This is a genomic window from Arhodomonas sp. AD133 (assembly GCF_051195215.1).
Taxonomy (GTDB): Bacteria; Pseudomonadota; Gammaproteobacteria; order Nitrococcales; family Nitrococcaceae; genus Arhodomonas.
Map to the genome: position 1 here is coordinate 26,106 of NZ_JBNAZM010000037.1, position 22,028 is coordinate 48,133.

37 protein-coding genes and 1 pseudogene are annotated in these 22,028 nt (G+C 65.3%); 1 reads left to right on the plus strand and 37 read right to left on the minus strand.

Annotated features, from left to right (window positions below; genetic code table 11):
* Positions 1-5: 5 nt before the first annotated feature.
* From modC to upp, 5 genes are all read right to left on the minus strand, one after another.
* On the minus strand, positions 6-1,070 hold the full coding sequence (gene modC, locus ACPEES_RS17245; RefSeq protein WP_435104818.1) for a molybdenum ABC transporter ATP-binding protein: 1,065 nt from the start codon (positions 1,068-1,070) through the stop codon (positions 6-8).
* Entirely contained in the window at positions 1,067-1,744 is a 678-nt protein-coding gene (gene modB, locus ACPEES_RS17250; RefSeq protein WP_435104819.1) for a molybdate ABC transporter permease subunit, read from the minus strand. The genes modC and modB overlap by 4 nt, the downstream gene beginning before the upstream one ends.
* 30 nt (positions 1,745-1,774) lie before the next feature.
* The gene (gene modA, locus ACPEES_RS17255) at positions 1,775-2,548 is read right to left on the minus strand and encodes a molybdate ABC transporter substrate-binding protein (RefSeq protein WP_435104820.1); all 774 of its coding nucleotides are present in this window, start codon (positions 2,546-2,548) and stop codon (positions 1,775-1,777) included.
* A 92-nt stretch (positions 2,549-2,640) separates the two neighbouring features.
* Positions 2,641-3,252, minus strand: a complete 612-nt coding sequence (locus tag ACPEES_RS17260; protein ID WP_435104821.1) for a glutathione S-transferase family protein — start codon at positions 3,250-3,252, stop codon at positions 2,641-2,643.
* Between the two features lie 60 nt (positions 3,253-3,312).
* On the minus strand, positions 3,313-3,945 hold the full coding sequence (upp, locus tag ACPEES_RS17265; RefSeq protein ID WP_435104822.1) for a uracil phosphoribosyltransferase: 633 nt from the start codon (positions 3,943-3,945) through the stop codon (positions 3,313-3,315).
* A gap of 87 nt (positions 3,946-4,032) precedes the next feature.
* Between upp and ACPEES_RS17270 the strand changes: the two genes are divergently transcribed.
* Entirely contained in the window at positions 4,033-5,781 is a 1,749-nt protein-coding gene (locus tag ACPEES_RS17270; RefSeq protein ID WP_435104823.1) for a sensor domain-containing diguanylate cyclase, read from the plus strand.
* Between the two features lie 84 nt (positions 5,782-5,865).
* On the opposite strand, the gene ACPEES_RS17275 is transcribed toward ACPEES_RS17270, so the two are convergent.
* The 32 genes and pseudogenes from ACPEES_RS17275 to ACPEES_RS17430 all read right to left on the minus strand — a co-directional run.
* Positions 5,866-6,846: a malate dehydrogenase gene (locus tag ACPEES_RS17275; protein WP_435104824.1), complete on the minus strand. Its 981-nt coding sequence runs from the start codon at positions 6,844-6,846 to the stop codon at positions 5,866-5,868.
* Positions 6,847-6,990: 144 nt separating this feature from the next.
* Positions 6,991-7,260 (minus strand): DUF6489 family protein, encoded by a 270-nt coding sequence (locus ACPEES_RS17280; RefSeq protein WP_435104825.1) that lies wholly within the window; start codon positions 7,258-7,260, stop codon positions 6,991-6,993.
* A gap of 49 nt (positions 7,261-7,309) precedes the next feature.
* Positions 7,310-8,026 carry an SAM hydrolase/SAM-dependent halogenase family protein gene (locus tag ACPEES_RS17285; protein WP_435104826.1) on the minus strand — a complete coding sequence of 239 codons (717 nt, stop codon included), beginning with the start codon at positions 8,024-8,026 and terminating at the stop codon, positions 7,310-7,312.
* Positions 8,027-8,154: 128 nt separating this feature from the next.
* A complete protein-coding gene (gene rplQ, locus ACPEES_RS17290; protein WP_435104827.1) occupies positions 8,155-8,556 on the minus strand; it encodes a 50S ribosomal protein L17 in 402 nt (133 codons plus the stop codon).
* Between the two features lie 29 nt (positions 8,557-8,585).
* The gene (locus ACPEES_RS17295) at positions 8,586-9,584 is read right to left on the minus strand and encodes a DNA-directed RNA polymerase subunit alpha (RefSeq protein ID WP_435104828.1); all 999 of its coding nucleotides are present in this window, start codon (positions 9,582-9,584) and stop codon (positions 8,586-8,588) included.
* 36 nt (positions 9,585-9,620) lie between these two features.
* Positions 9,621-10,241, minus strand: coding sequence for a 30S ribosomal protein S4 (rpsD, locus tag ACPEES_RS17300; RefSeq protein WP_435104829.1), 621 nt, complete (start codon positions 10,239-10,241; stop codon positions 9,621-9,623).
* Positions 10,242-10,257: 16 nt separating this feature from the next.
* Complete coding sequence (gene rpsK, locus ACPEES_RS17305) at positions 10,258-10,647, minus strand: 30S ribosomal protein S11 (RefSeq protein WP_435104830.1); 390 nt, start codon at positions 10,645-10,647, stop codon at positions 10,258-10,260.
* 45 nt (positions 10,648-10,692) lie between these two features.
* Positions 10,693-11,049, minus strand: coding sequence for a 30S ribosomal protein S13 (rpsM, locus tag ACPEES_RS17310; RefSeq protein ID WP_435104831.1), 357 nt, complete (start codon positions 11,047-11,049; stop codon positions 10,693-10,695).
* A gap of 83 nt (positions 11,050-11,132) precedes the next feature.
* On the minus strand, positions 11,133-11,246 hold the full coding sequence (gene rpmJ, locus ACPEES_RS17315) for a 50S ribosomal protein L36 (RefSeq protein ID WP_435104832.1): 114 nt from the start codon (positions 11,244-11,246) through the stop codon (positions 11,133-11,135).
* A 111-nt stretch (positions 11,247-11,357) separates the two neighbouring features.
* On the minus strand, positions 11,358-12,698 hold the full coding sequence (gene secY / locus ACPEES_RS17320) for a preprotein translocase subunit SecY (RefSeq protein ID WP_435104833.1): 1,341 nt from the start codon (positions 12,696-12,698) through the stop codon (positions 11,358-11,360).
* Between the two features lies 1 nt (position 12,699).
* Positions 12,700-13,134: a 50S ribosomal protein L15 gene (gene rplO, locus ACPEES_RS17325; protein WP_435104834.1), complete on the minus strand. Its 435-nt coding sequence runs from the start codon at positions 13,132-13,134 to the stop codon at positions 12,700-12,702.
* A gap of 3 nt (positions 13,135-13,137) precedes the next feature.
* The gene (gene rpmD / locus ACPEES_RS17330) at positions 13,138-13,326 is read right to left on the minus strand and encodes a 50S ribosomal protein L30 (protein ID WP_435104835.1); all 189 of its coding nucleotides are present in this window, start codon (positions 13,324-13,326) and stop codon (positions 13,138-13,140) included.
* A gap of 2 nt (positions 13,327-13,328) precedes the next feature.
* Positions 13,329-13,829 (minus strand): 30S ribosomal protein S5, encoded by a 501-nt coding sequence (rpsE, locus tag ACPEES_RS17335; protein WP_435104836.1) that lies wholly within the window; start codon positions 13,827-13,829, stop codon positions 13,329-13,331.
* Positions 13,830-13,846: 17 nt separating this feature from the next.
* Positions 13,847-14,200, minus strand: coding sequence for a 50S ribosomal protein L18 (rplR, locus tag ACPEES_RS17340; RefSeq protein ID WP_435104837.1), 354 nt, complete (start codon positions 14,198-14,200; stop codon positions 13,847-13,849).
* A 15-nt stretch (positions 14,201-14,215) separates the two neighbouring features.
* Positions 14,216-14,749 (minus strand): 50S ribosomal protein L6, encoded by a 534-nt coding sequence (gene rplF, locus ACPEES_RS17345; RefSeq protein ID WP_435104838.1) that lies wholly within the window; start codon positions 14,747-14,749, stop codon positions 14,216-14,218.
* A gap of 18 nt (positions 14,750-14,767) precedes the next feature.
* Positions 14,768-15,163, minus strand: coding sequence for a 30S ribosomal protein S8 (gene rpsH, locus ACPEES_RS17350; RefSeq protein ID WP_435104839.1), 396 nt, complete (start codon positions 15,161-15,163; stop codon positions 14,768-14,770).
* A gap of 45 nt (positions 15,164-15,208) precedes the next feature.
* Entirely contained in the window at positions 15,209-15,514 is a 306-nt protein-coding gene (gene rpsN / locus ACPEES_RS17355; RefSeq protein ID WP_435104840.1) for a 30S ribosomal protein S14, read from the minus strand.
* Positions 15,515-15,525: 11 nt separating this feature from the next.
* On the minus strand, positions 15,526-16,065 hold the full coding sequence (gene rplE, locus ACPEES_RS17360) for a 50S ribosomal protein L5 (RefSeq protein ID WP_435104841.1): 540 nt from the start codon (positions 16,063-16,065) through the stop codon (positions 15,526-15,528).
* Between the two features lie 9 nt (positions 16,066-16,074).
* Positions 16,075-16,392, minus strand: coding sequence for a 50S ribosomal protein L24 (gene rplX, locus ACPEES_RS17365; RefSeq protein ID WP_435104842.1), 318 nt, complete (start codon positions 16,390-16,392; stop codon positions 16,075-16,077).
* A 12-nt stretch (positions 16,393-16,404) separates the two neighbouring features.
* On the minus strand, positions 16,405-16,773 hold the full coding sequence (gene rplN / locus ACPEES_RS17370) for a 50S ribosomal protein L14 (RefSeq protein WP_435104843.1): 369 nt from the start codon (positions 16,771-16,773) through the stop codon (positions 16,405-16,407).
* Between the two features lie 61 nt (positions 16,774-16,834).
* Positions 16,835-17,098, minus strand: coding sequence for a 30S ribosomal protein S17 (gene rpsQ / locus ACPEES_RS17375; RefSeq protein WP_435104844.1), 264 nt, complete (start codon positions 17,096-17,098; stop codon positions 16,835-16,837).
* Positions 17,095-17,298: a 50S ribosomal protein L29 gene (gene rpmC / locus ACPEES_RS17380; RefSeq protein ID WP_435104845.1), complete on the minus strand. Its 204-nt coding sequence runs from the start codon at positions 17,296-17,298 to the stop codon at positions 17,095-17,097. The genes rpsQ and rpmC overlap by 4 nt, the downstream gene beginning before the upstream one ends.
* The gene (rplP, locus tag ACPEES_RS17385) at positions 17,298-17,711 is read right to left on the minus strand and encodes a 50S ribosomal protein L16 (protein ID WP_435104846.1); all 414 of its coding nucleotides are present in this window, start codon (positions 17,709-17,711) and stop codon (positions 17,298-17,300) included. The genes rpmC and rplP overlap by 1 nt, the downstream gene beginning before the upstream one ends.
* An 18-nt stretch (positions 17,712-17,729) precedes the next feature.
* Complete coding sequence (gene rpsC, locus ACPEES_RS17390) at positions 17,730-18,404, minus strand: 30S ribosomal protein S3 (RefSeq protein ID WP_435104847.1); 675 nt, start codon at positions 18,402-18,404, stop codon at positions 17,730-17,732.
* A 15-nt stretch (positions 18,405-18,419) separates the two neighbouring features.
* Positions 18,420-18,752, minus strand: a complete 333-nt coding sequence (gene rplV, locus ACPEES_RS17395) for a 50S ribosomal protein L22 (protein ID WP_435104848.1) — start codon at positions 18,750-18,752, stop codon at positions 18,420-18,422.
* Between the two features lie 3 nt (positions 18,753-18,755).
* The gene (rpsS, locus tag ACPEES_RS17400) at positions 18,756-19,031 is read right to left on the minus strand and encodes a 30S ribosomal protein S19 (RefSeq protein ID WP_435104849.1); all 276 of its coding nucleotides are present in this window, start codon (positions 19,029-19,031) and stop codon (positions 18,756-18,758) included.
* A 21-nt stretch (positions 19,032-19,052) separates the two neighbouring features.
* The gene (gene rplB, locus ACPEES_RS17405) at positions 19,053-19,877 is read right to left on the minus strand and encodes a 50S ribosomal protein L2 (protein ID WP_435104850.1); all 825 of its coding nucleotides are present in this window, start codon (positions 19,875-19,877) and stop codon (positions 19,053-19,055) included.
* Between the two features lie 27 nt (positions 19,878-19,904).
* Positions 19,905-20,204, minus strand: a complete 300-nt coding sequence (gene rplW, locus ACPEES_RS17410; protein ID WP_435104851.1) for a 50S ribosomal protein L23 — start codon at positions 20,202-20,204, stop codon at positions 19,905-19,907.
* Positions 20,201-20,818, minus strand: coding sequence for a 50S ribosomal protein L4 (gene rplD / locus ACPEES_RS17415; protein WP_435104852.1), 618 nt, complete (start codon positions 20,816-20,818; stop codon positions 20,201-20,203). The genes rplW and rplD overlap by 4 nt, the downstream gene beginning before the upstream one ends.
* Positions 20,818-21,468 carry a 50S ribosomal protein L3 gene (gene rplC / locus ACPEES_RS17420; protein WP_435104853.1) on the minus strand — a complete coding sequence of 217 codons (651 nt, stop codon included), beginning with the start codon at positions 21,466-21,468 and terminating at the stop codon, positions 20,818-20,820. The genes rplD and rplC overlap by 1 nt, the downstream gene beginning before the upstream one ends.
* A 161-nt stretch (positions 21,469-21,629) precedes the next feature.
* On the minus strand, positions 21,630-21,944 hold the full coding sequence (gene rpsJ, locus ACPEES_RS17425) for a 30S ribosomal protein S10 (protein ID WP_435104854.1): 315 nt from the start codon (positions 21,942-21,944) through the stop codon (positions 21,630-21,632).
* 5 nt (positions 21,945-21,949) lie between these two features.
* Positions 21,950-22,028 (minus strand): annotated as a pseudogene (locus ACPEES_RS17430) (EF-Tu/IF-2/RF-3 family GTPase); the annotation flags it as partial.

The following is a 22,028-nucleotide window of genomic DNA, read 5'->3' on the forward strand; positions in this document are numbered from 1 at the left end:
ACGGTTCATACCAGGGCGACAGTCTTGGCGATCGCCCAGACCCGTCGACCGGGCTCGATACCGAGGCGCTCGCGGGAGAGGCTGGACAACGAGGCGAGCAAACGCCCGCCGTCGACGGCGACCGCCACCAGACAGCGTCCCTGCGCGGGATCGCCCACCACCGTCTCCACCTCCCCGCGGAATCGGTTGAGCGCGCTGCTCGCCACGGGCGGCTCCAGGGCGAGGGTCACGTCACTGGCGTGAATGCGCACACGCACCGCCTCCGCGGGCGGAATGCGCTCCCCGGCAAGCCAGATCGGCGTTCCCCCCACCCGCAGCTCGCTGATGTGATGCTCGGCATCATAAGCTACCGCGTGCGCGGTCAGCACGGCCCCGGCGTCTTCTCGCCGGGCGAGCGGAAGATCCGGGCGTGCCAGCAACGCCGTGAGCTCGCCGGCGGCACGCACCCGGCCCTCCTCCATGAGCACTAGATGGTCGGCTAGCCGCACGACTTCATCGAGGTTGTGGGTAACGAGCACCGTCGGCAACCGCAGCTCGCGCACGACCCGCTCCAGCCAGGGCAGGATTTCACGCCGCCGGGTCTCGTCCACCGCCGCCAGCGGCTCGTCGAGCAGCAGCAGGCCGGGGCGCGCCAGCAGGGTTCGGGCAATGGCGACGCGCTGGCGCTCGCCGCCGGACAGCGTTGTCACACCACGCCGGAGCAGATGGGTCACGCCAAGCAGCTCGGCAAGGGCGTGCACCTCCCCGTCCGCCGCCCCGCTGCGGCGTGCCGCGAAGCGCAGGTTACCGGCGACGCTCAGGTGCTCGAACAGCCGCGCGTCCTGAAACACCAGCCCCACGCCACGCGCCTGCGCCGGCACCCACACGCGATGATCATCATCCTGGAACACACTCGGGCCGAGGGCCATGCGGCCGCCCGCACGCTCCAGGCCCGCCATGCAACGAAGCAGCGTGGTCTTGCCACTGCCGGAAGGCCCGAATACCGCGCTGACCCCCGTCGCGGGCAGGGTCAGCGCCACGTCCAGGCTGAAAGCCGGTCGTTCGAGGCGAAAGGACAGCGCCAGCGTCATGGGCCGAACGTCTGGATGCGACGATTGGCCCAGTAGACCGCGCACAGCAGAGCGAAGGACAGCACCAGCAGCAGCGCCGACAACGCATGCGCGTGCGCATAGTCCAGGGCCTCGACATGATCGTAAATCGCGATGGAGACGACCTGCGTCTCACCGGGAATATTGCCGCCAATCATCAGCACCACACCGAACTCCCCCACGGTATGTGCGAACCCCAGTGTCACCGCCGTGAGAAAACCGCGACCGGCGAGCGGCACCGCAACGGTGAAGAAGCGATCCCAGCGGCCCGCCCCCAGGGTCGCCGCTGCCTCCAGCGGCCCTCGCCCCACCGCGGCGAAGCCATTCTGCAGCGGCTGCACCACGAACGGCAGGGAGTAGATGACCGACCCGAATACCAGTCCCTCGAAGGTGAACGCGAGCGGGGCGCCGCCGAGGGCTACGAGTACGCCGCCCACGGGGCCGTGGGGACCGAGCAGCAAGAGCAGATAGAAACCGAGCACCGTGGGCGGCAACACCAGCGGCAAAGCCACCGTGGCCTCCACCAGGGTCCGCCAGCGTGAGCGGGTATGGGCGAGCCACCAGGCCAGCGGTGTGCCCACGAGCAGCAGGATCACCACCGTCGAGGCCGCAAGGGCCAGGGTGAGCCGCAGGGCGATGAAGTCAGCGCCGGTCATTGTGCGACCGCTCCGGCACCCGGCATCGCGTCACTCACCGCCCGGGATAGCATACCCGAAACCGCGAATGATCCCGGCCGCCGCCTCGCCGCGCACGAATTCGAGAAAATCCGCCACGGCCGGGCGATCCGCGAGCGCAACGGCCTGCTGGCGAATGGGCGAGTGATAGGACTCCGGCACGACCCAGTGACTCCCGACCACGTCGGCTGCCGGCGTACGTACCTGAGAGAGGGCGACGAAACCGAGAGGCGCGTTGCCGCTCGCGACGAACTGATACGTCTGTCCGATATTCTCCCCCATCACGATCCTGCCCTGCAGATCCCGCCACAGACCGAGCTCGGTGAGTGTCTGCTTCGCGGCGAGACCGTAAGGTGCCAAACGTGGATTGGCGACGGCGAGCCGCGAGAATCCGGCCCTTCGCAGCGCCTGCTTCGGGTCCGTGAACGCATGGGCGTCAGCGCTCCACAGTACGATGCGACCCCGCGCATAGGTGAACCGGCTCCCGCCGACGATGTATCCCTCCGTCTCCAGGCGTCGCGGGCGTGCCCCGTCGGCCGCGAAGAACGCATCGAACGGCGCGCCGTTGACGATCTGCGCATAGTGCTTGCCGGTGGAACCGAACGCCAGCACCACGTCATTGCCCGATGCGGCTTCATAACGCGCCACGATGTCGCGCATCGCGTTAGCGAAATTGGACGCCACCGCGATCCGGATTTCCGCCGCGTGGACCGTGAATGCGAATGACGTCGCCAGCAGACCGGCGATGAGCCCGACGATCATGGCCATCGTTCTGGCGTTACCCATGGCGTCGTACCTTTCGCTATGCACCGCTATGCAAATTATTGCATAGCGCAATTCACGGCAACCCCGCCGGACGCACACAACGGCCCGCGCGATCAGATCGCGGGCTGCTCCAGTGTTGGCAGCGTATTGGCGAGCGACTCCCGCTCGGCAATGGCGCGATACCACCCCGGCAACTTCCTGGTGGTCGCCTGCCAGTCGAGCTCGGGAAGCCGGAAATCGAGGTACCCCAGAGCACAGGCCAGCGCGAGACTGCCCAGGTCGGGGCGGTCGATCAGGGGACGCACGGCCTCGTCGGCTACCGGCAAGGCTCGTGCAAGCGCCTCCAGACGGCGTTTGACCACCGGGTCATCGCCACTGTCACCGTGGAAGCGCCGGTGCGCCACGACGGCGACCGCTGCATCCATCAGCCCCTGCGCGAGTCCGAGCTTGCGGTGGACATGCTCGACACGGTCCAGGGGCATGAGCCTCGGCTCAGGAAAACGGCGCTCCAGGTACAACACGATCACCGCACTCTCCGCCAGCGGCGTCCCGTCATCGACCTCCAGCACCGGAATCCGGGAAAACGGATTCACCGCCAGCAGTGCCTCCGTACTCTCCCACGGATTGACCCATACTGGGGTCACGCGCGGGTTGAGCTCTTTCTCCAGCAGCACGACCCGCACGAAGCGTGCATAAGGCGATGTGGGCGAGGCATAGAGCTTCATGGCAACTCCTCAGAACGCCGGGCACGGGAGACACCGCACCCGGTCTCGCTGGATCGGGCGCTACTTGGTACCGTACATCCGGTCTCCGGCATCGCCCAGGCCCGGCACGATATAAGCCTTCTCGTTGAGGCCAGCGTCGACAGCAGCGGTGTACAAGGGGACGTCCGGATGTTCCGCATGAAAAGTTTCCACACCCTCGGGCGAGGCGACCAGACACAGAAAACGCATGTTGGTGACGCCGTCACGCTTGAGGCGCGTTACAGCGGCCGCCGCCGAATGTCCGGTGGCGAGCATGGGATCGACCACCACCACCAGGCGGCGGTCCATGTCCGTTGGCACCTTGTAATAGTACTCCACCGGTTGCAGCGTCTGCGGGTCGCGGTAGAGCCCGACATGGCCGACACGCGCCGCCGGGATGAGCTCGAGCATACCGTCGAGCAACCCGTTGCCGGCACGCAGAATAGAGATGAAGCACAGTTTCTTGCCGTCGAGGATAGGAGCATCCATCGCAGCGAGCGGGGTCTCGATAGGGCACGTTGTCAGGGGAAGATCACGGGTGACCTCGTAGGCCAACAGTACCGAAACCTCGCGCAACAAGTCCCGGAACTTCGCGGTGGAGGTCTGGCGGTCGCGCAGCAGTGTAAGCTTGTGCTGCACCAGAGGATGGTCGATTACAGTAACGGATGGCTGCATGATGATGGTGTTTTCCAGACAGTGGCGTCGCGTCGTTAACGCGCAAGCGTATCAAAGCCACCGACCGATGCCACTTCGAGCGCGCCTATGCTGAGGTTCCGCAGGCGAGGTCACGCCCCGAGCCTGCGCCGGCGGCTGTCGGCGATGACCGCGCTCGTCACCATCGTCGCCGCCATCGGGCTTAGCATCGCCATCGGCCGGCTCGCCGGCTCCCAGGTGGAGGCGCTGAGCAATCAGCTCCTCGCCGCCAGTGCCCGCCGGCTAGCCAGCGGCATCGACATCGTGCTCTACGAACGCTACCGGGATATCGTCAACACCGCGGAGAGCGGACTCTTTCGCGCCGCCGACGGGCGCCCCGCGTCACAGCGTCCTTTTCTGCGCCACATGGTCGCCGGCAGTGACCAGTACGCGTGGATGGCATACATCGATCGCGACGGCATCATCCGCCAGGCGGACCGCACCTCGCTCGAGGGGCGCGACGTGGCTTCGACATTGTGGTTTCGTGCCGGTCGCTACGCCCCGTGGATCACCTACGGGACGGGCGGCGAAACCGGCGACTGGATCGGCGTCGACGACGGCGCGATTGTGCTGGCGGCGCCGGTGCGAGGTGCCCAAGAACAACCCACCGGTGTCGTCGCCGCCGCCGTGCGCCTTGACTGGGTGCGCCGGTTGGCGCGGGATGCTGCCAAGCCCATCGCGGCCCGGGAAACAGTGGATCTGTTCGTCATCGGCAACGACGGCGAAGCCTTGATCGGCGCACCAGCGGAGCTGAACGCGCCCGCCTCGCTCATGAAGGCGATCCGCGAACACACCGGTGCGGTCGAGACCTTTCAGTGGCGCGACGACACGACCTTCGCCACCGCCTTCCGGCGCACGGGTAGAACACGCCGCTACCCCCGGCTCGACTGGACGGTCGTCGCGCGCCAGCCCGCACACATCGCGCATGCGAGCGCCGAGGAACTGCGCCTGGCCATTCTTGGCTGGGGCGCCCTGGTGGGCGCGCTCACCTTCGTGCTCGGTTGGTTTCATGCAGATCGTATCGCCCGACCACTGCAGGCAATCACGGCCGCGGCACGACGGATTCGCAACGGCGAGCACGACATCGACCTCCCGCATTCCGACCGCTACGCCGAGGTCCAGTCACTGTCATCTTCGTTGAGCGGTCTCGTCGGAGATCTGCTCACCCACGAGCATCAGCTCGAAGAGCTCAACCTCAACCTGGAACACCGCGTTACCGAACGCACACGGGCACTGGAACAGGCGAACGACCGTCTCGCCCGGGAAATTCGGCAGCGTCGACTGATTGCGCGGGAGCGCAAACGCCTCATCGAACGGCTGGAACAGCTCGCCCACTTCGACTACCTGACGGGCGCCGCTAATCGGCATTTCTTTACCGAACGCGGCGAGGCCGAGCTACGCCGGGTCGCCGATAATGGCGGGACACTGACGCTGGTGCTGTTCGATCTCGACCACTTCAAGCGCGTCAACGACGAACACGGCCATGCCATTGGTGACGCCGTACTGAAGGCAACCGCCGATACCGTCGCGCCCCTGCTGCGGACCACCGACCTGCTCGGACGGCTCGGCGGCGAAGAGTTCGCGGTGCTGCTGCCCGACACCGGCGAAGCGGACGCCGCGCGCGTTGCCGAGCGTCTGCGGGCAGCGGTATCTGCGACCCGGGTCACCAGCCGTGGCGGCGTGATTCGATGGACGGCGAGCTTTGGCCGCGCCGAGTGGCGAGCGGGAGAGACCCTCGCGGATATTCAGCAGCGGGCCGATGCGGCACTCTATGCCGCCAAACGGCAGGGGCGCAATCGGGTGATCAAGGCCGCTTAGCTCGCCGGGCCACGACACGACCGCCGCATGACCGAAAAAGGGGCGCCGCAGCGCCCCTTCGGTACTCGCGGGTCGAAACGCGGGTCACGGCAGCAAATGCGCCACCGCGTCACGTTCCTCGCGCAGTTCCTGCTCGGTTGCGGTCATCCGCTCGCGGGAGAACTCGTCGATCTCCAGGCCCTGGACGATTTCATAACGACCATTGCGGCAACGGCAGGGGAATGAGTAGATCAGCCCCTCCTCGATGCCATAACTGCCATCGGAAGTAACGGCCATGCTGACCCAATCGTCACCATCGGTACCAAGCGCCCAGTCACGCACGTGATCAATCGCCGAGCTCGCCGCCGATGCAGCGCTCGACTGGCCACGCGCCTTGATGATCGCCGCACCACGCTGCTGCACGGTGGGAATGAACTCGTCGACCAGCCACGCCTGCTCGACGAGATCCCGGGCCGCCTTGCCGTCGATCAGCGCGTGGCTCACGTCCGGGTACTGAGTTGACGAATGGTTCCCCCAGACCGTTAGCTTCTGGATCTTCGTCGTATGACTCCCGGTACGATTGGCGAGCTGCGCAAGGGCACGGTTGTGATCCAGGCGGGTCATCGCCGTGAAGCAACGGGGATCGAGATCCGGGGCATTGCGCTGTGCAATGAGCGCGTTGGTGTTCGCCGGGTTACCGACCACCAGCACGCGCACGTCGCGACTCGCCACATCGTTGAGCGCCTTGCCCTGTGCGGAGAAAATCGCGGCATTCGCCTCGAGCAGATCCTTGCGCTCCATCCCCGGACCACGGGGCTTGGCACCGACGAGCAGCACATAATCGGCGTCCTTGAACGCCTCCTCGGCCTTATCGCTCTTGGTGATACCGGCGAGCAACGGGAAAGCGCCGTCCTCGAGCTCCATGGCCACGCCCTCGAGCGCATCGAGCGCGGGGGTGATTTCGAGCAATTGAAGAATGACGGGCTGGTCCTTGCCCAGCATGTCTCCGGCGGCGATGCGGAACAGCAGACTGTAACCGATCTGACCCGCGGCACCAGTCACCGCGACGCGTACGGGTGCTTTCATGAACGGTCTCCTGATTGCCTGGGAAGGGAGAAGACGGGTGACACACCCGCCCCGACCGGCGCGCATTGTAGCAGAGACCGATACACCTCGCCCCGGCCAGTCAGTGGGTTAGACAAATGTCGGCCGCTGCGGCGGAGTTCAGAACTACTTGCGGGGCGAATCCTCGTCACCCTTTCCGCCGGCGCTGCCCTGGCGGAAGGCTTCCCAGAAGGTCTTCTGCAACGCCTCCATCGCCGGCGCGCCAGGCTGCATGAGGCTCGCCATGAGCGCGGCTGGATCGTAGCCTTCCCAGCCCTCGCGCATACCCTTGCGAACGCTTTCTACCATGTCCGCGTGCAGTGGCTGCACGTCCGGCAGGCCGAAGAATCGCCGTAGCTCTTCGGGCGTCGCCTCCACGTCCATGCTGATCTTCATCACCGTCGTCCTCCACTAGCGGCCACGATTGGCGGCGTCTCCGTCCGTCTCACCCGAGAGGGACGGTCTTGCCCACCTCCAGGCCGAATCGCCGGGCCGCACTGCCTCGATTGACTGCGACCTCTACCAGGCCCAGTGAGTTCTCGTACCAGAACGCGTCGCCGGACGGCCGGTCGGCGAATGTCCGTGCCCGTGGCAGCGGGCTTCCATCGAACCGCGGGCCCTCGCCCTCAGCGAGCGCGTCGGCACGCACACCCAGCATGACATTTCCAAAGCCATCCACATAGACGACCCGGCTGCGCCTACACCGTTCCCCGCGCCCGACCCATGTCCGCGCACGACGAATGCCCCGTGGCATCACGCCACAGGAAAGTACGGCCGCCGCCGGCGCGAAGACATCACGTCCGTGAAAGCTCGGTGCCGCCGACTCAGCGATGGGAAGCTGCCACACGCGAACCTCCTCCGACTCGAGTAACGGCGCGAACAGCCCGTTATCCGGTCCGATGAACCAGCGGTCCCCTGCGCGCGCGAGCAATGCGGCGCGCTCGCTACCGACCCCCGGGTCCACAACCCCCACCACGATCGAGCGAGGCGGCATCCAGGACACCAACGCTTCCAGCAGAACGCCCGCCTCACGCGGCCGAAACGTCGGCGCGTCATGCATCAGATCGATGACCGGCACGCCGGGTGCACGCGCCGTCAGCATCGTGTGCAGCAGACCCACGTACGGCCCTTCGTAGCCAAAATCGGTGAATAGCAGGATCATAGGGCCTCCCCCGCTAGTGGACCGTCATCGTGCGCCGCCACCGCACTGCATGTCGAGCCCCCCAACGCGAAAAAGGCCGTGCCCCCGAAGGGACACGGCCTTTCCAGCCGGCTCGCGCCAAACGCGAATCAGGCCTCTTCGGCCTCCGGCTCTTCTTCCTCGACCAGCTCGACCGGACGGTCGACGAGCTCCACGAATGCCATCGGCGCATTGTCGCCGGAACGGAACCCCGCCTTGAGAATCCGGAGATAGCCGCCCGGGCGCTGCTGGTAGCGCGGTCCGAGCTCGTCGAACAGCTTCTTAACCGTATCCTTGTCGCGCAGGCGCGAGAACGCAGTGCGGCGATTGGCCACGGTATCTTCCTTGGCCAACGTGATCAGCGGCTCCGCCACGCCCCGAAGCTCTTTCGCCTTCGGCAGCGTGGTCCGGATCGCCTCGTGATGGAATAACGACGCCGCCATGTTGCGGAACATCGCCCGCCGATGGCTGCTGTCGCGATTGAGCTTACGTCCAGCTTTACGATGACGCATGTCTGCCTTCCTTCAATCCGTTCCCCGCTTCAACCGAGGGCGCGGTCCTTGTCGTCGAGACCGGCCGGCGGCCAGTTCTCGAGCCGCATGCCCAGCTGAAGCCCGTGCTGAGCGAGGACCTCTTTGATCTCGTTGAGCGATTTCTTCCCGAGGTTCGGGGTCTTGAGCAACTCCACCTCGGTCTTCTGCACCAGGTCGCCGACGTAGTGAATGCTCTCCGCCTTCAGGCAGTTCGCCGAGCGCACCGTGAGTTCGAGATCGTCGATGGGACGCAACAGTACCGGATCCACCTCCGGTTCCTTGCGCTCTGGCTCGAACGTCTCCTCACCGCCCTCGAGATCCACGAACACTGCCAGCTGGTCCCGCAGCAACCCGGCCGCGAAGCGAATCGCCTCCTCCGGCTCGAGCACGCCATTGGTCTCGATATCCATGACGAGCTTGTCCAGGTCGGTACGCTGCTCAACGCGGGCGCTCTCGACGCTGTACGCGACCCGCCGCACCGGGCTGTAGGTCGCATCCAGCTGCAGATGCCCGATGGAGCGCTCCTCTTCGGCCTCACGCGCCGTCGCCGGCTCGTAACCACGTCCTCGGGCGACCTTGAGCGTCATGTCGAGGCCGCCTTCCTTGGTCAGCGTGGCGATCACGAGATCAGGATTCTTGATCTCGACGTCGTGATCCAGCTCGATGTCCGCTGCCGTGACCGGACCCGGGCCCTGCTTGGACAGCCGCAGGGTCGTCTCCTCACGGGCGTTCAGACGCACCGCCAGATTCTTGAGGTTGAGCAGGATGTCCACGACGTCCTCGTGCACACCCTCAATGGCCGTGTACTCGTGAAGCACGCCCTCGATGACGACCTCCGTCACCGCGAAGCCGGGCATGGAGGAAAGGAGCACCCGCCGCAGCGCGTTACCGAGCGTATGCCCGAAACCGCGCTCGAGCGGCTCCAGCGTGACCTTCGCGCGCCGGTCGCTGAGCGCCTGCACGTCGACGACGCGCGGCTTGAGAAAGTCTGCAAATTGACCCTGCATGAGGTTCGACCTCTCGCTTGCTTTGGCGGACCGGCGTTACTTCGAGTACAGCTCGATGATGAGGTGCTCGTTGATGTCCGCCGACAGGTCGGCACGATCCGGTACCTGCTTGAGGGTACCCTGGAACTGATTGGCGTCCACCTCGACCCACTGCGGCAGGCCCGCCTGCTGGGCCATCTCGAGCGCCGCCTGTACACGCACCTGCTTGCGCGCCTTCTCCTTGATGGAGATCACATCGCTCGGCTTGACCTGCATGGACGCAACGTTGGTCACACGACCGTTGACCTGCACCGCCCGGTGCGCCACCAGCTGACGTGCCTCGGCACGCGTCGAGCCGAAGCCCATGCGATAGACCACGTTGTCGAGCCGGCACTCGAGAAGCTGGAGCAGGTTCTCACCGGTATTGCCCTTGCGACGATCCGCTTCGCGGTAATACTTGCGGAACTGCTTCTCCAGCACGCCGTACATGCGGCGTACTTTCTGCTTCTCGCGCAGCTGCAGGCCGTAATCGGAGATGCGTCCGCGGCGCTGGCCATGCTGCCCCGGCGGGGTATCCAGCTTGCATTTGCTGTCGAGCGGGCGAACGCCGCTCTTCAGAAACAGATCCGTACCCTCGCGCCGGGCGAGCTTGCAGGTCGGTCCGATATATCTCGCCATGACTAAACCCTCTGCCTCACACGCGCCGCTTCTTGGGCGGACGGCACCCGTTGTGCGGGATCGGCGTGACGTCCGAGATATTGGTGATGCGGTAGCCGGAATTGTTGAGCGCACGCACTGCGGACTCACGCCCCGGCCCGGGGCCCTTGACCCGGACTTCGAGGTTCTTCAGCCCGTAGTCCTTGGCCGCCTCACCGGCGCGCTCCGAGGCAACCTGCGCCGCGAACGGCGTGCTCTTGCGCGACCCACGGAAGCCGCTACCACCGGAACTCGCCCAGGCCAACGCGTTGCCCTGGCGGTCCGTGATCGTGATGACCGTGTTGTTGAAGGTTGCGTTCACGTGCGCGATTCCGTCGACAACGGTGCGCTTGACGCGCTTGCGCCCGCGGCTACTCGCTTTCGCCATAATGACCGTCCTGACCTCGTTGAGCCTTGATTGCTGACCGCGACCTTAGCGGGTGACCGGGCGCCGCGGACCCTTGCGGGTACGCGCGTTGGTGCGCGTTTGCTGTCCGCGCACCGGCAGCCCGCGGCGGTGCCGGATTCCGCGGTAGCACCCGAGATCCATCAGCCGCTTGATATCCATCGCCACACTGCGCCGAAGGTCGCCCTCGACTACGTACTTGCCGACCTCCTGGCGCAGGCGCTCGAGCTCTTCTTCCGAAAGCTCCTTGATACGACGCTCCTGCGCGACGCCCGTCGCCTCACAGATCGCCGCGGCGCGCGTCCGCCCGACCCCGTAGATCGAGGTGAGCGCGACCACCGTGTGCTTGTTGGCGGGAATGTTTACGCCAGCGATACGGGCCATGAGCCGTTACTCCCAATATCCGTGCCCGCGGAAAGCCGGTTAGTATACCGGGCATTCCGCCGTTGAATCAACCAGTTGCCTGCTCAACCCTGCCGCTGCTTGTGGCGGGCCTCGGTGCAGATCACCCGAACCGTACCCCGCCGCTTGATGATCTTGCAGTTGCGGCAGATCTTCTTCACCGACGCGCGTACCTTCATGGTCGTCCTCTCCGCAGATTCGTTACACGCCGCACGCGAAAGCGGCGAAGCTTACCAAAAACAAGCCGCCGGCGCAGTCACCGCCGACGGCTACGACCCACGCCGGTGGACTCAGCGCAGCAGACCGCCGCCCGCGCGCCCGTGGGCCTTGAGATTCGCCTTCTTCATCAACGGCTCGTACTGGTGGGACAGCAGGTGCGCCTGCACCTGTGACATAAAGTCCATCACCACCACCACGATGATGAGCAGCGAAGTGCCGCCGAAGTAGAACGGCACGTTCCAGTACAGGATCAGGAACTCCGGCATCAGGCACACGCCGGTGATGTACAACGCGCCGACGAGCGTCAGCCGCGTCATCACCTTGTCGATGTACCGCGCCGTCTGCTCACCAGGCCGAATCCCCGGAATGAACGCCCCCGACTTCTTCAGGTTGTCCGCCGTCTCGCGAGCGTTGAACACGAGAGCGGTATAGAAGAAACAGAAGAAGATGATCGCGACCGCATAGAAGGCGATATACAGGGGCTGTCCAGGACTCAGCATGTTCCCCACATACTGCAGGAAACCCAGATTGCCCTGGCCGAACCACTGCCCGAGCGTCGCCGGAAACAGAATGATGCTCGAGGCGAAGATCGGCGGTATAACGCCGGCCATATTGAGCTTCAACGGCAGATGGCTGGACTGCGCCGCATACATACGCCGCCCCTGCTGGCGGCGCGCGTACTGGACGGTGATACGTCGCTGACCGCGCTCGACGAATACGATGAACGCGACCACCGCGATCGCGAGCAACAGGAAGAACAGCACCGTAAGCACCGACAGCTCACCAGTGCGCGCCAGCTCCAGCGTGCCACCGAGCGCCTGCGGCAAGCCGGAAACGATACCGGCGAAAATCAGCAGCGAAATACCGTTGCCGATACCACGCTCGGTGATCTGCTCGCCAAGCCACATCAGGAACACGGTACCCGTGACCAGCGTGACCGTGCCGATGAACAGGAAGGCCGGGCCCGGATTGAGCACGACGCCCTGATTCTGCAGCGCGTACGTGATGCCGACACCCTGGAACGTCGCTAACGCCAGCGTTGCATAACGCGTGTACTTCGTGATCTGCCGGCGCCCCTGTTCGCCTTCCTTGCGCAGTTGCTCCAGCGACGGAATCACCATGGTCATCAGCTGCATGATGATCGACGCGGAAATGTAGGGCATGACGCCGAGCGCGAAAATGGACAGCCGCCGGAGCGCCCCGCCCGAGAACATGTTGAACATGTCCAGAATCGTGCCCGACTGCTGCTCGAACATCTGCGCTAGCGCGGCCTGATCGATCCCGGGGATCGTCAGGTGAGCGCCCAGGCGGTAGACCACCAGCGCGAGCAGCACGAATACCAGACGCTGGCGGACCTCGGTCAGCCGACCGAGGCCCGAAAGCGCGTTGACGTTCGCAGGTGACCTGGCCAATTTATGCCTCGATCTTGCCGCCAGCCTTCTCGATCGCCGCCTTCGCGCCCTTGGTCACGCCGACGCCCCGGACAGTGTACACGCCGCTGACCTCGCCGGACGCGATAACCTTCGCGCTGCGCGCATCGCGGCCGATCACCCCGGCCTGCTTCAGCGCCGGCAGATCGACGACGTCACCGTCCACGTACTTGAGCTCGGACAGTCGCACCTCGGCAACGTAGCGCCCACGACGGGAATTGAAACCGACCTTCGGCACGCGTCGCTGCAAGGGCATCTGACCGCCCTCGAAGCCCACTTTGTGAAAGCCGCCGCTACGGGACTTCTGCCCCTTGTGACCGCGGCCTGCGGTCTTGCCGTTACCCGACGACGAGCCACGTCCGACGCGATTCGCGTCCGGACGGCTGCCGTCAGCCGGGGAAATGCTGTTCAGCCGCATCGCTCAGGCCTCCTCTACCTGGAGCATGTAGGAGACTTTGCGAATCATGCCCCGGTTCTCCGGAGTGTCCGCAACGCTGACGGTCTGGTGCATGCGCCTCAGGCCGAGACCCGCGACACACGCCTTGTGCGCGCGCAAACGCCCGGAGGTGCTGCGCACCAGCGTCACCTTGAGCTGCTTGTTGTTCGCCATGACTAACCCAGGATCTCTTCAACGGACTTGCCGCGCCGATCAGCGACTGCCTCGGGCGACTGGTACTGGGTGAGCGCGTTGATGGTCGCGCGCACCACGTTGACGGGGTTGCGCGAGCCAATGGTCTTCGCGAGGACGTCCTGAACGCCCACCACCTCGAAGACGGCACGCATCGCGCCACCGGCGATGATTCCCGTACCGGCGGACGCCGGCTGCATGTACACCTTGCTCGACCCGTGCCAGCCGGTAATCGCGTACTGCAGGGTGTTGTCATTGAGGTGTACCCGGCGCATGTTCTTGCGCGCCTTCTCCATGGCCTTTTGGATGGCCAGAGGCACCTCGCGCGCCTTGCCGTAGCCGAAACCGACCGAGCCCTCACCGTCGCCGACCACTGTCAGGGCGGTGAAGCCGAACTGGCGACCACCCTTGACCACCTTGGCCACACGGTTGATCTCGATGAGCTTCTCGCGGAGCCCCTCGTTGCTAACGTCGCTCGTCGCCATTGCTTAAACGCCCCTGTTCAGAACTTGAGACCGGCTTCGCGCGCGGCGTCAGCGAGCGCCTGAACGCGACCGTGGTACTTGAACCCGGCCCGATCGAACGCAACCTGCTCGATGCCGGCCGCCTTGGCGCGCTCGGCGATGGCGCGCCCGACCGCCTTCGCGGCCTCGACGTTACCGCCGTTGCCAAGCCCATCCACCACGCCGCTCTCAAGCGTGGACGCAGCCGCGAGGGTGCGATCCGCCTCGGGCGCGATGATCTGGGCGTAGGTGTGGCGCGGCGTGCGGTGCACGGTCAGCCGATAGCCGCCGAGATCGCGGATCTTCGCCCGGGCGCGCCGCGCGCGACGCAGACGTGCAGCTTTCTTGTCCATAACCCGTTACCTACCTTACTTCTTCTTGGCTTCCTTCATCACCACGCGCTCATCCGCGTAGCGAACGCCCTTGCCCTTGTAGGGCTCCGGCGGCCGGAAGCCACGAATCTTCGCCGCGACCTCGCCGACAAGCTGCTTGTCGACGCCCTTGACCACCACCTCGGTCTGACTCGGCGTCTCCACCGTGATGCCGTCGGGCACCGGGAACGCCACCGGGTGCGAGAACCCAAGGGTGAGATTGAGCGTCTGGCCCTGCGCCTGAGCGCGGTACCCCACGCCGACCAGTTGCAGACGCTTCTCGAAGCCGTCGCTGACGCCCGTGACCATGTTATTGACCACCGCGCGGGTCGTTCCCGCAAGCGCCACCGCTTCCTTCTTCTTCACCGTCGGCGAGCACTGCAGCTCGTCTTCCTGCTGCTCCAGGTTCACCAGGTGGTGGACCTCGTGCTCAAGCTGGCCCTTCGCGCCCTTTACCGTGACGCGGCGGCCGTCGAGTTTGACTTCGACACCCGACGGAATCTTTACCGGACTTTTCGCAACTCTGGACATGACTCAAGGATCCCGTCGTTAAAAGACCACGCACAGGACCTCACCGCCATGGCCCGCGGCCCGGGCGGCGCGATCCGTCATCACTCCCCTCGAGGTCGACACGATCGCGGTCCCGAGGCCCCCACGGACCCGCGGTAGCGAACGCTTGCCCTCGAAGCGACGCAGCCCTGGCCGGCTCACGCGCTGGATCTCCTCGATCACCGGCCGGCCCTCGAAATACTTAAGGTCGACCACCAGCAGGGGCTTCTTCTCGTCACCCTCGATTCGGTAGTCGGCGATGTAGCCCTCATCCTTCAGCACGCGAGCGATCGCGGCCTTCAGCTTGGACGACGGCATGCTGACATCCGCCTTTTCGGCGATCTGGCCGTTGCGGATGCGGGTCAGCATGTCCGCAATGGGATCCGTCATGCTCATGTTCGCGTCACCTGATTCCCAGTCGTGGTTTCCACGCCGCCGCGCTTACCAGCTCGACAGCTTCAGGCCCGGAATCTCGCCGCGCATGGCCGCCTTGCGCAGCTGGTTCCGGGAGAGGCCGAACTTGCGGTAGACGCCCCGCGGCCGGCCGGTCACCCGGCACCGGTTACGCTGGCGTACCGGACTCGCGTTGCGCGGGATGCGCTGGAGCTGCTCCTGGGCCTCGGCGCGCTCGTCTTCGCTACTGTTCGCGCTCTTGATAATCGCCTTGAGCTCGGCGCGGCGCGCGGCGTACTTGCGAACCAGCCGCTCGCGCTTGCGCTCGCGCTCGACCATGGAAACCTTAGCCATACCGACCTCTTCTATTTCCGGAACGGGAAGCTGAAGCCCTCGAGCAGGGCATGGCCTTCCTCGTCGGTCTTCGCCGTCGTGCTGATCGAGATATCCATGCCCCGGATCGTGTCGACCTTGTCGTACTCGATCTCCGGGAAGATGATCTGCTCGCGCACGCCCACGTTGTAATTGCCGTGACCGTCGAACGCCCGCGGCGAGAAGCCGCGGAAGTCCCGCACGCGCGGGGAGGCAATGTTGATGAACCGGTCAAGGAACTCGTACATGCGCTCGCGGCGCAGAGTCACCTTGCAACCGATCGGCCATCCCTCGCGGATCTTGAAGCCCGCCACGGACTTGCGCGCCTTCGTGATCACCGGTCGCTGACCGGTCAGCGCCGCGAGTTCCTCGGTGGCCACGTCCAGGACCTTCTTGTCACGGACGGCCTCGCCGAGACCCATGTTGATCACCACCTTGACCAGCCGCGGCACTTCCATCGGGTTGGAGTAACCGAACCGCTCGGTCAGGTGCTTGGCGATCTCGTCGTTGTAGAGCTCACGCAGCCTCGCCATCGCGGCACCCTAGTCAATCTGTTCGTTATTGGACTTGAACACGCGCACCTTGCGCCCGTCCTCAAGCACCTTGGCCCCAACGCGGTCGGCCTTACCGGAAGCCGGGTTGTAGATCGCCACGTTCGAACGATGCAGCGGCATCTCCTTCTCGACGATCCCGCCCTGGACACCGGTCTGCGGATTGCCGCGCTGGTGCTTCTTCGCCATGTTCACGTTCTCGACCACGACGCGGTCCTTCTCGGGGAGGACCCGCAGCACGCGGCCTCGCCGACCCTTATCCTTGCCGGCGATCACGATGACCTCGTCGCCTTTCCTGATCTTGCGCATGACAACCTCTGCCTACAGAACCTCGGGCGCGAGCGAGATGATGCGCATGAACTGCTCGGTGCGCAGCTCGCGGGTCACGGGACCGAACACGCGCGTCCCGATGGGCTGAAGACTGGTGTTCAGCAACACCGCGGCATTACCGTCGAACCGGATGACCGATCCGTCCGGGCGGCGCACGCCACGACGGGTGCGCACGACAACCGCGTTGTACACCTCGCCCTTCTTCACCCGGCCGCGCGGGATGGCGTCCTTGACGCTCACCTTGATGACGTCGCCGATGCCGGCGTAGCGGCGGCGGGACCCGCCCAGCACCTTGATGCACTGGACCTGGCGGGCACCGCTGTTATCCGCCGCATTCAGGAGTGTCTGCATCTGAATCATGGCGACCTACTCGCTCTTCAATGCGGAAACCCACGCGGCCCCATCGGGGCCGACGCGATTGTTACTGGGCGGCCTTGTCAAGGACCTTGACCAGCCGCCAGCTCTTCGACTTCGAGATCGGACGGCATTCTTCGACCGCCACCCAGTCGCCCTCACGACACTCGTTATGCTCATCGTGGGCGTGGAGCTTGGTCGTGCGGCGCACGAACTTGCCGTAGAGCGGATGCTTCTCCATACGCTCCACCGCGACCGTGACGGTCTTGTCCATGCGTGTGCTCACGACGCGGCCGTTGACCGTCCGCTTACGCGTTACCTGCTCGCTCATTGCGCCTTGCTCGCCCTCTGCTTCTCGTTGAGCACGGTCTTGATCCGTGCGATGTCGCGCCGAACCTTCGAGAGCTGATCCGGCCGGCTGAGCTGTCCGCTCGCCTGCTGCATGCGCAGGTTGAACTGCTCTTTGCGGCGCTCCAGCAGTTCCTGCTCCAGCCCGGCCACGTCCTTCTCGCGCAGTTCGTTCGCTTTCATCACAACACCGTCCGATGCACAAAGGTGGTCTTCACCGGGAGCTTCGCGGCGGCACGGCGGAAGGCTTCGCGCGCCACGTCCTCGGCCACCCCTTCGATCTCGTAGATCACACGGCCCGGCTGAACCTTCGCCGCCCAGTGATCGACGTTACCTTTACCCTTACCCTGCCGAACCTCGAGCGGCTTGGCCGAAATCGGCGTGTCCGGGAAAATGCGGATCCAGATCTTGCCGCCGCGCTTGACGTGGCGATTGATCGCACGCCGGCCCGCCTCGATCTGGCGAGCAGTAACCGGGCCGCGAGTCGTGGCCTTGAGGCCGTACTCACCGAACGCCACTGACGTGCCGCGCGTGGCTAGCCCCTCGTTGCGGCCTTTCTGCTGCTTGCGGAATTTGGTTCGCTTCGGCTGAAGCATGACGTCAGTCCCCCTCGATCAGCTCGCGGCGCGCTTGGTCTTGCCGGACTGCGGTGCGACATCGGTGTCCAGGATCTCGCCCTTGAACACCCAGACCTTGACGCCGAGCACGCCGTAGGTGGTCTTCGCCTCCGCGAAGCCGTAATCGATGTCCGCACGCAGCGTGTGCAGCGGGACACGCCCTTCGCGGTACCACTCGGTGCGCGCAATCTCCGCGCCGTTGAGCCGGCCGCTCACCTGGATCTTGATGCCCTGGGCGCCGAGCCGCATCGCGTTGCCCACGGCACGCTTCATCGCGCGGCGGAACATGATGCGACGAACGAGCTGCTGGGCGACGTTCTCCGCGACCAGCTGGGCGTCCAGCTCCGGCTTGCGGATCTCCTCGATGTTCACGTGCACCGGGATACCCATCATCCGAGCGAGCTGCCGGCGCAACGCCTCGATGTCTTCGCCCTTCTTGCCGATAACGATCCCGGGGCGTGCCGTATGGATCGTGATCAGCGCGTTCTTCGCCGGGCGCTCGATCTTGATCCGGCTGATCGAGGCGTGGGACAGGCGACTCTTGATGTAGTCCCGCACCTTCAGATCGGTGTTCAGGAAATCACCGAAGTTGTGCTTGTCGGCGTACCACATGGAACGCCAGTCCTCGGTGATCCCGAGACGGAAGCCCGTCGGATGAACCTTATGACCCATGGCGTATCCCCTAACCTACTGCTCTGCCACAGCCACGGTAATGTGGCTGGTGCGCTTGAGGATCCGGGTCGCGCGACCTTTCGCGCGGGCCTGGATCCGTTTGTACATGGGGCCTTCGTCGACGAAGATGCGCGCCACGCGAAGCTCGTCGATATCCGCCCCGTCGTTGTGCTCCGCATTCGCGATGGCGGAGTCCAGGACCTTGCGGACGATGGCCGAGGCCTTCTGCGGGCTGAACTCGAGGACCTCGAGCGCGCGCGCAACCGGCAGGCCACGGACCTGGTCCGCAACCAGCCGTGCCTTCTGCGGCGAGATCATCGCGTAACGGAGCCTGGCAGCCGTTTCCATGCCTTACCTCTTCGACTTCTTGTCCGCCGCATGCCCGCGATAGGTGCGGGTCGCCGCGAACTCGCCCAACTTGTGGCCGACCATGTTCTCGTTGATCAGCACCGGAACGTGCTGCCGGCCGTTATGCACCGCGATGGTCAGCCCCACCATGTCCGGAACGATCATCGACCGACGGGACCAGGTTTTGATCGGCCGCTTGCTGTTGGCCTCAGCCGCCTCGTGCACCTTCTTGATGAGGTGCAGGTCGACGAACGGCCCTTTACGAATCGAGCGTGGCACGGATCCCCACCTCTTAATGCGTTAACGTTTGCGACGACGCACGATGTACTGATCGGTGCGCTTGTTGCTGCGCGTCTTGTGACCCTTGGTGGGCACACCCCAGGGCGTGACCGGGTGACGGCCGCCGGAGGTCCGGCCCTCACCACCACCGTGCGGATGGTCCACCGGGTTCATGACCACGCCGCGCACGGTCGGCCTGCGGCCGCGCCAGCGCTTGGCACCGGCTTTACCGAGCGCACGCAGCGTATGCTCGGAATTGCCCACTTCGCCCACAGTGGCCTTGCAGTCGACGAGCACCTTGCGCATCTCGCCGGAGCGCAGGCGCAGCGTTGCATAGGCGCCCTCGCGAGCGACGAGCTGCGCCGCCGCGCCCGCAGAGCGCACCAGCTGGGCGCCCTTGCCCGGCCGCATCTCCACGCAGTGGACCTGGGTACCGAGGGGGATGTTACGCAACGGCAGCGCGTTGCCCGGCTTGATCGGCGCCTGGGTACCGGAGACGATCTCCTGGCCGACCCGCAGGCCGCGGGGCGCAATAATATACCGCCGTTCGCCGTCGCGATAAAGGATCAATGCGATATTCGCGCTGCGATTCGGATCATACTCGACCCGCTCGACCCGCGCGGTGATCTCATCCTTGTTCCGGCGGAAATCGATCTCGCGATAGCGCCGCTTGTGGCCACCACCGCGATGGCGTGTGGTGATCCGGCCATTACCGTTGCGACCGCCGCTCTTGCTGAGCTTGCGCACGAGCGGCGCATACGGCTCGCCACGATGCAGATCGCGATCACGAACCTGGACGACGTAGCGCCGGCCCGGGGATGTGGGTTTCGCCTTGACGAGTGCCATGGTGTTCGTCCCGTAGTCGGTGTCGCGTTACTCGGCGCCCTCGAAGAAGTCCAGCTCCTGGCCTTCCTCGAGCGCCACGTACGCCTTCTTCCAGTCGGAGCGGCGGCCGCGGATGCGACCGAAGCCCTTGCGCTTGCCCTTCACGTTGGTCACGCGCACGTCACGCACGTTGACCTCGAAAAGCTGCTCCACGGCCGCCTTCACCTCGGGCTTGGTCGCATTGCGAGCCACCCGGAAGACCACCTGATTGCCGTCCTCGGCGACGATCGTGCTCTTCTCGGAGATGTGCGGGCCGAGCAGCACCTGATAGACACGCTCCTGATTCATGCCAGCCACTCCTCTACACGGCGCAACGCGTCGACGGTGATGATCACGTACTCGTGGCGCAGCAGCGCAAGCGGGTCCACGCCATCGACGTCACGCACGTCGACCGAAGGCAGGTTACGGGTCGCGAGGTACAGCGCCTGCGAGACGTCCTGCGTCACGATAAGCACGTCTTCGCTACCGAACTGCCCGAGTTTCTCGCGTGCCGCGCGCGTCTTCGGCTCGGCGACATCGAAACTCTCGACCACGAGCAACCGCTCCTGGCGAGCGAGCTCGGAGAAGATCGAGCGCAGCGCGCCACGGTACATTTTCCGGTTGACCTTCTGACCATGATCCCGAGGGACCGCCGCGAAGGTCTTCCCACCACCGCGCCAGATCGGGCTACGGATGGTGCCGGCACGGGCACGCCCGGTGCCCTTCTGGCGCCACGGCTTCGAGCCGCCGCCACTCACCGCGGCACGGTTCTTCTGCGCCTTGGTGCCCGCACGAGCGCCGGCCAGATATGCCACGACCACCTGATGCACGAGCGGCTCGCGGAACTCCGCGCCGAAAGCCACGTCGGCGACTTCGACGCTGCCCGCGCTCTTGTCGATGCTCTCACGCAGCTGGAGCTCCATCAGTTATCCCCCTTTGCGAGCGCCTTGATTGCCGGGCGCACGATCACGTCGCCGTCACGACTGCCCGGCACCGCACCCTTGATGAGTAGCAGGCCGCGCTCGCTGTCCACGCGCACGACCTCCAGGTTCTGGGTGGTGCGGCGCGCGTCGCCCAGATGACCGGACATGCGCTTGCCCTTGAACACCCGCCCCGGATCCTGCGCCTGACCGATGGAGCCGGGCTTGCGGTGGGACTTGGAGTTGCCGTGGGAATTGTCCTGCGTACGGAAATGGTGGCGCTTGACGGTACCGGCAAAGCCTTTGCCTTTGCTCGTACCGGTGACGTCCACGACCTGGCCCGCCTCGAACTGGTCCAGGGCCAGCTCGCCGCCGGCCTCGACCTCGGCATCCGCATCCAGGCGGAACTCCCACAGGCCACGCCCCATTTCGACACCCGCCTGCGCCACGTGACCGGCGAGCGGCTTGGTCACCCGGGACGGGCGACGGCTGCCGGTCGTCACCTGTACGGCGCGGTAGCCGTCATTCTCCTCGGTCTTGAGCTGGGTGACGCGGTTCGGCTCAACCTCAATGACCGTCACCGGCACCGAGGCGCCGTCTTCAGTGAAGACGCGCGTCATGCCGCATTTACGACCGACGATTCCGATTGCCATCGTCGTTACCCTCTTTCAAAGACATAGACGACCGGGCGCCATTATCGGCGCTGGTAGCGCTAGACCGAATTGCGGTTGCTGCCCGGTCGCCCGGAGTTACGTTGGGCCCGCCCCAGCTGACCGAGGCCATGCCTCGGGGCCGGGGTAGTTCCCAGGGTGCGTCAGTAGAGCTTGATCTGGACGTCGACGCCGGCGGCCAGGTCGAGCTTCATAAGCGCGTCGACCGTTTTCTCCGTCGGATCCACGATGTCCATCAGTCGCTTGTGCGTGCGGATCTCGTACTGGTCCCGCGCGTCCTTGTTGACGTGCGGCGAGATCAGGATCGTGTACCGCTCCTTTTTCGTCGGCAGCGGGATGGGGCCCTTTACCTGAGCCCCGGTCCGCTTAGCGGTCTCCACGATCTCACGCGTCGACTGATCGATCAGCCGATGATCGAACGCCTTGAGTCGAATGCGAATTCGCTGACTGGTCGCCATGGCCTTTACTCGATGATCTTGGAGACGACGCCGGCGCCGACGGTTCGGCCACCCTCGCGCACCGCGAAGCGCAGCCCCTCTTCC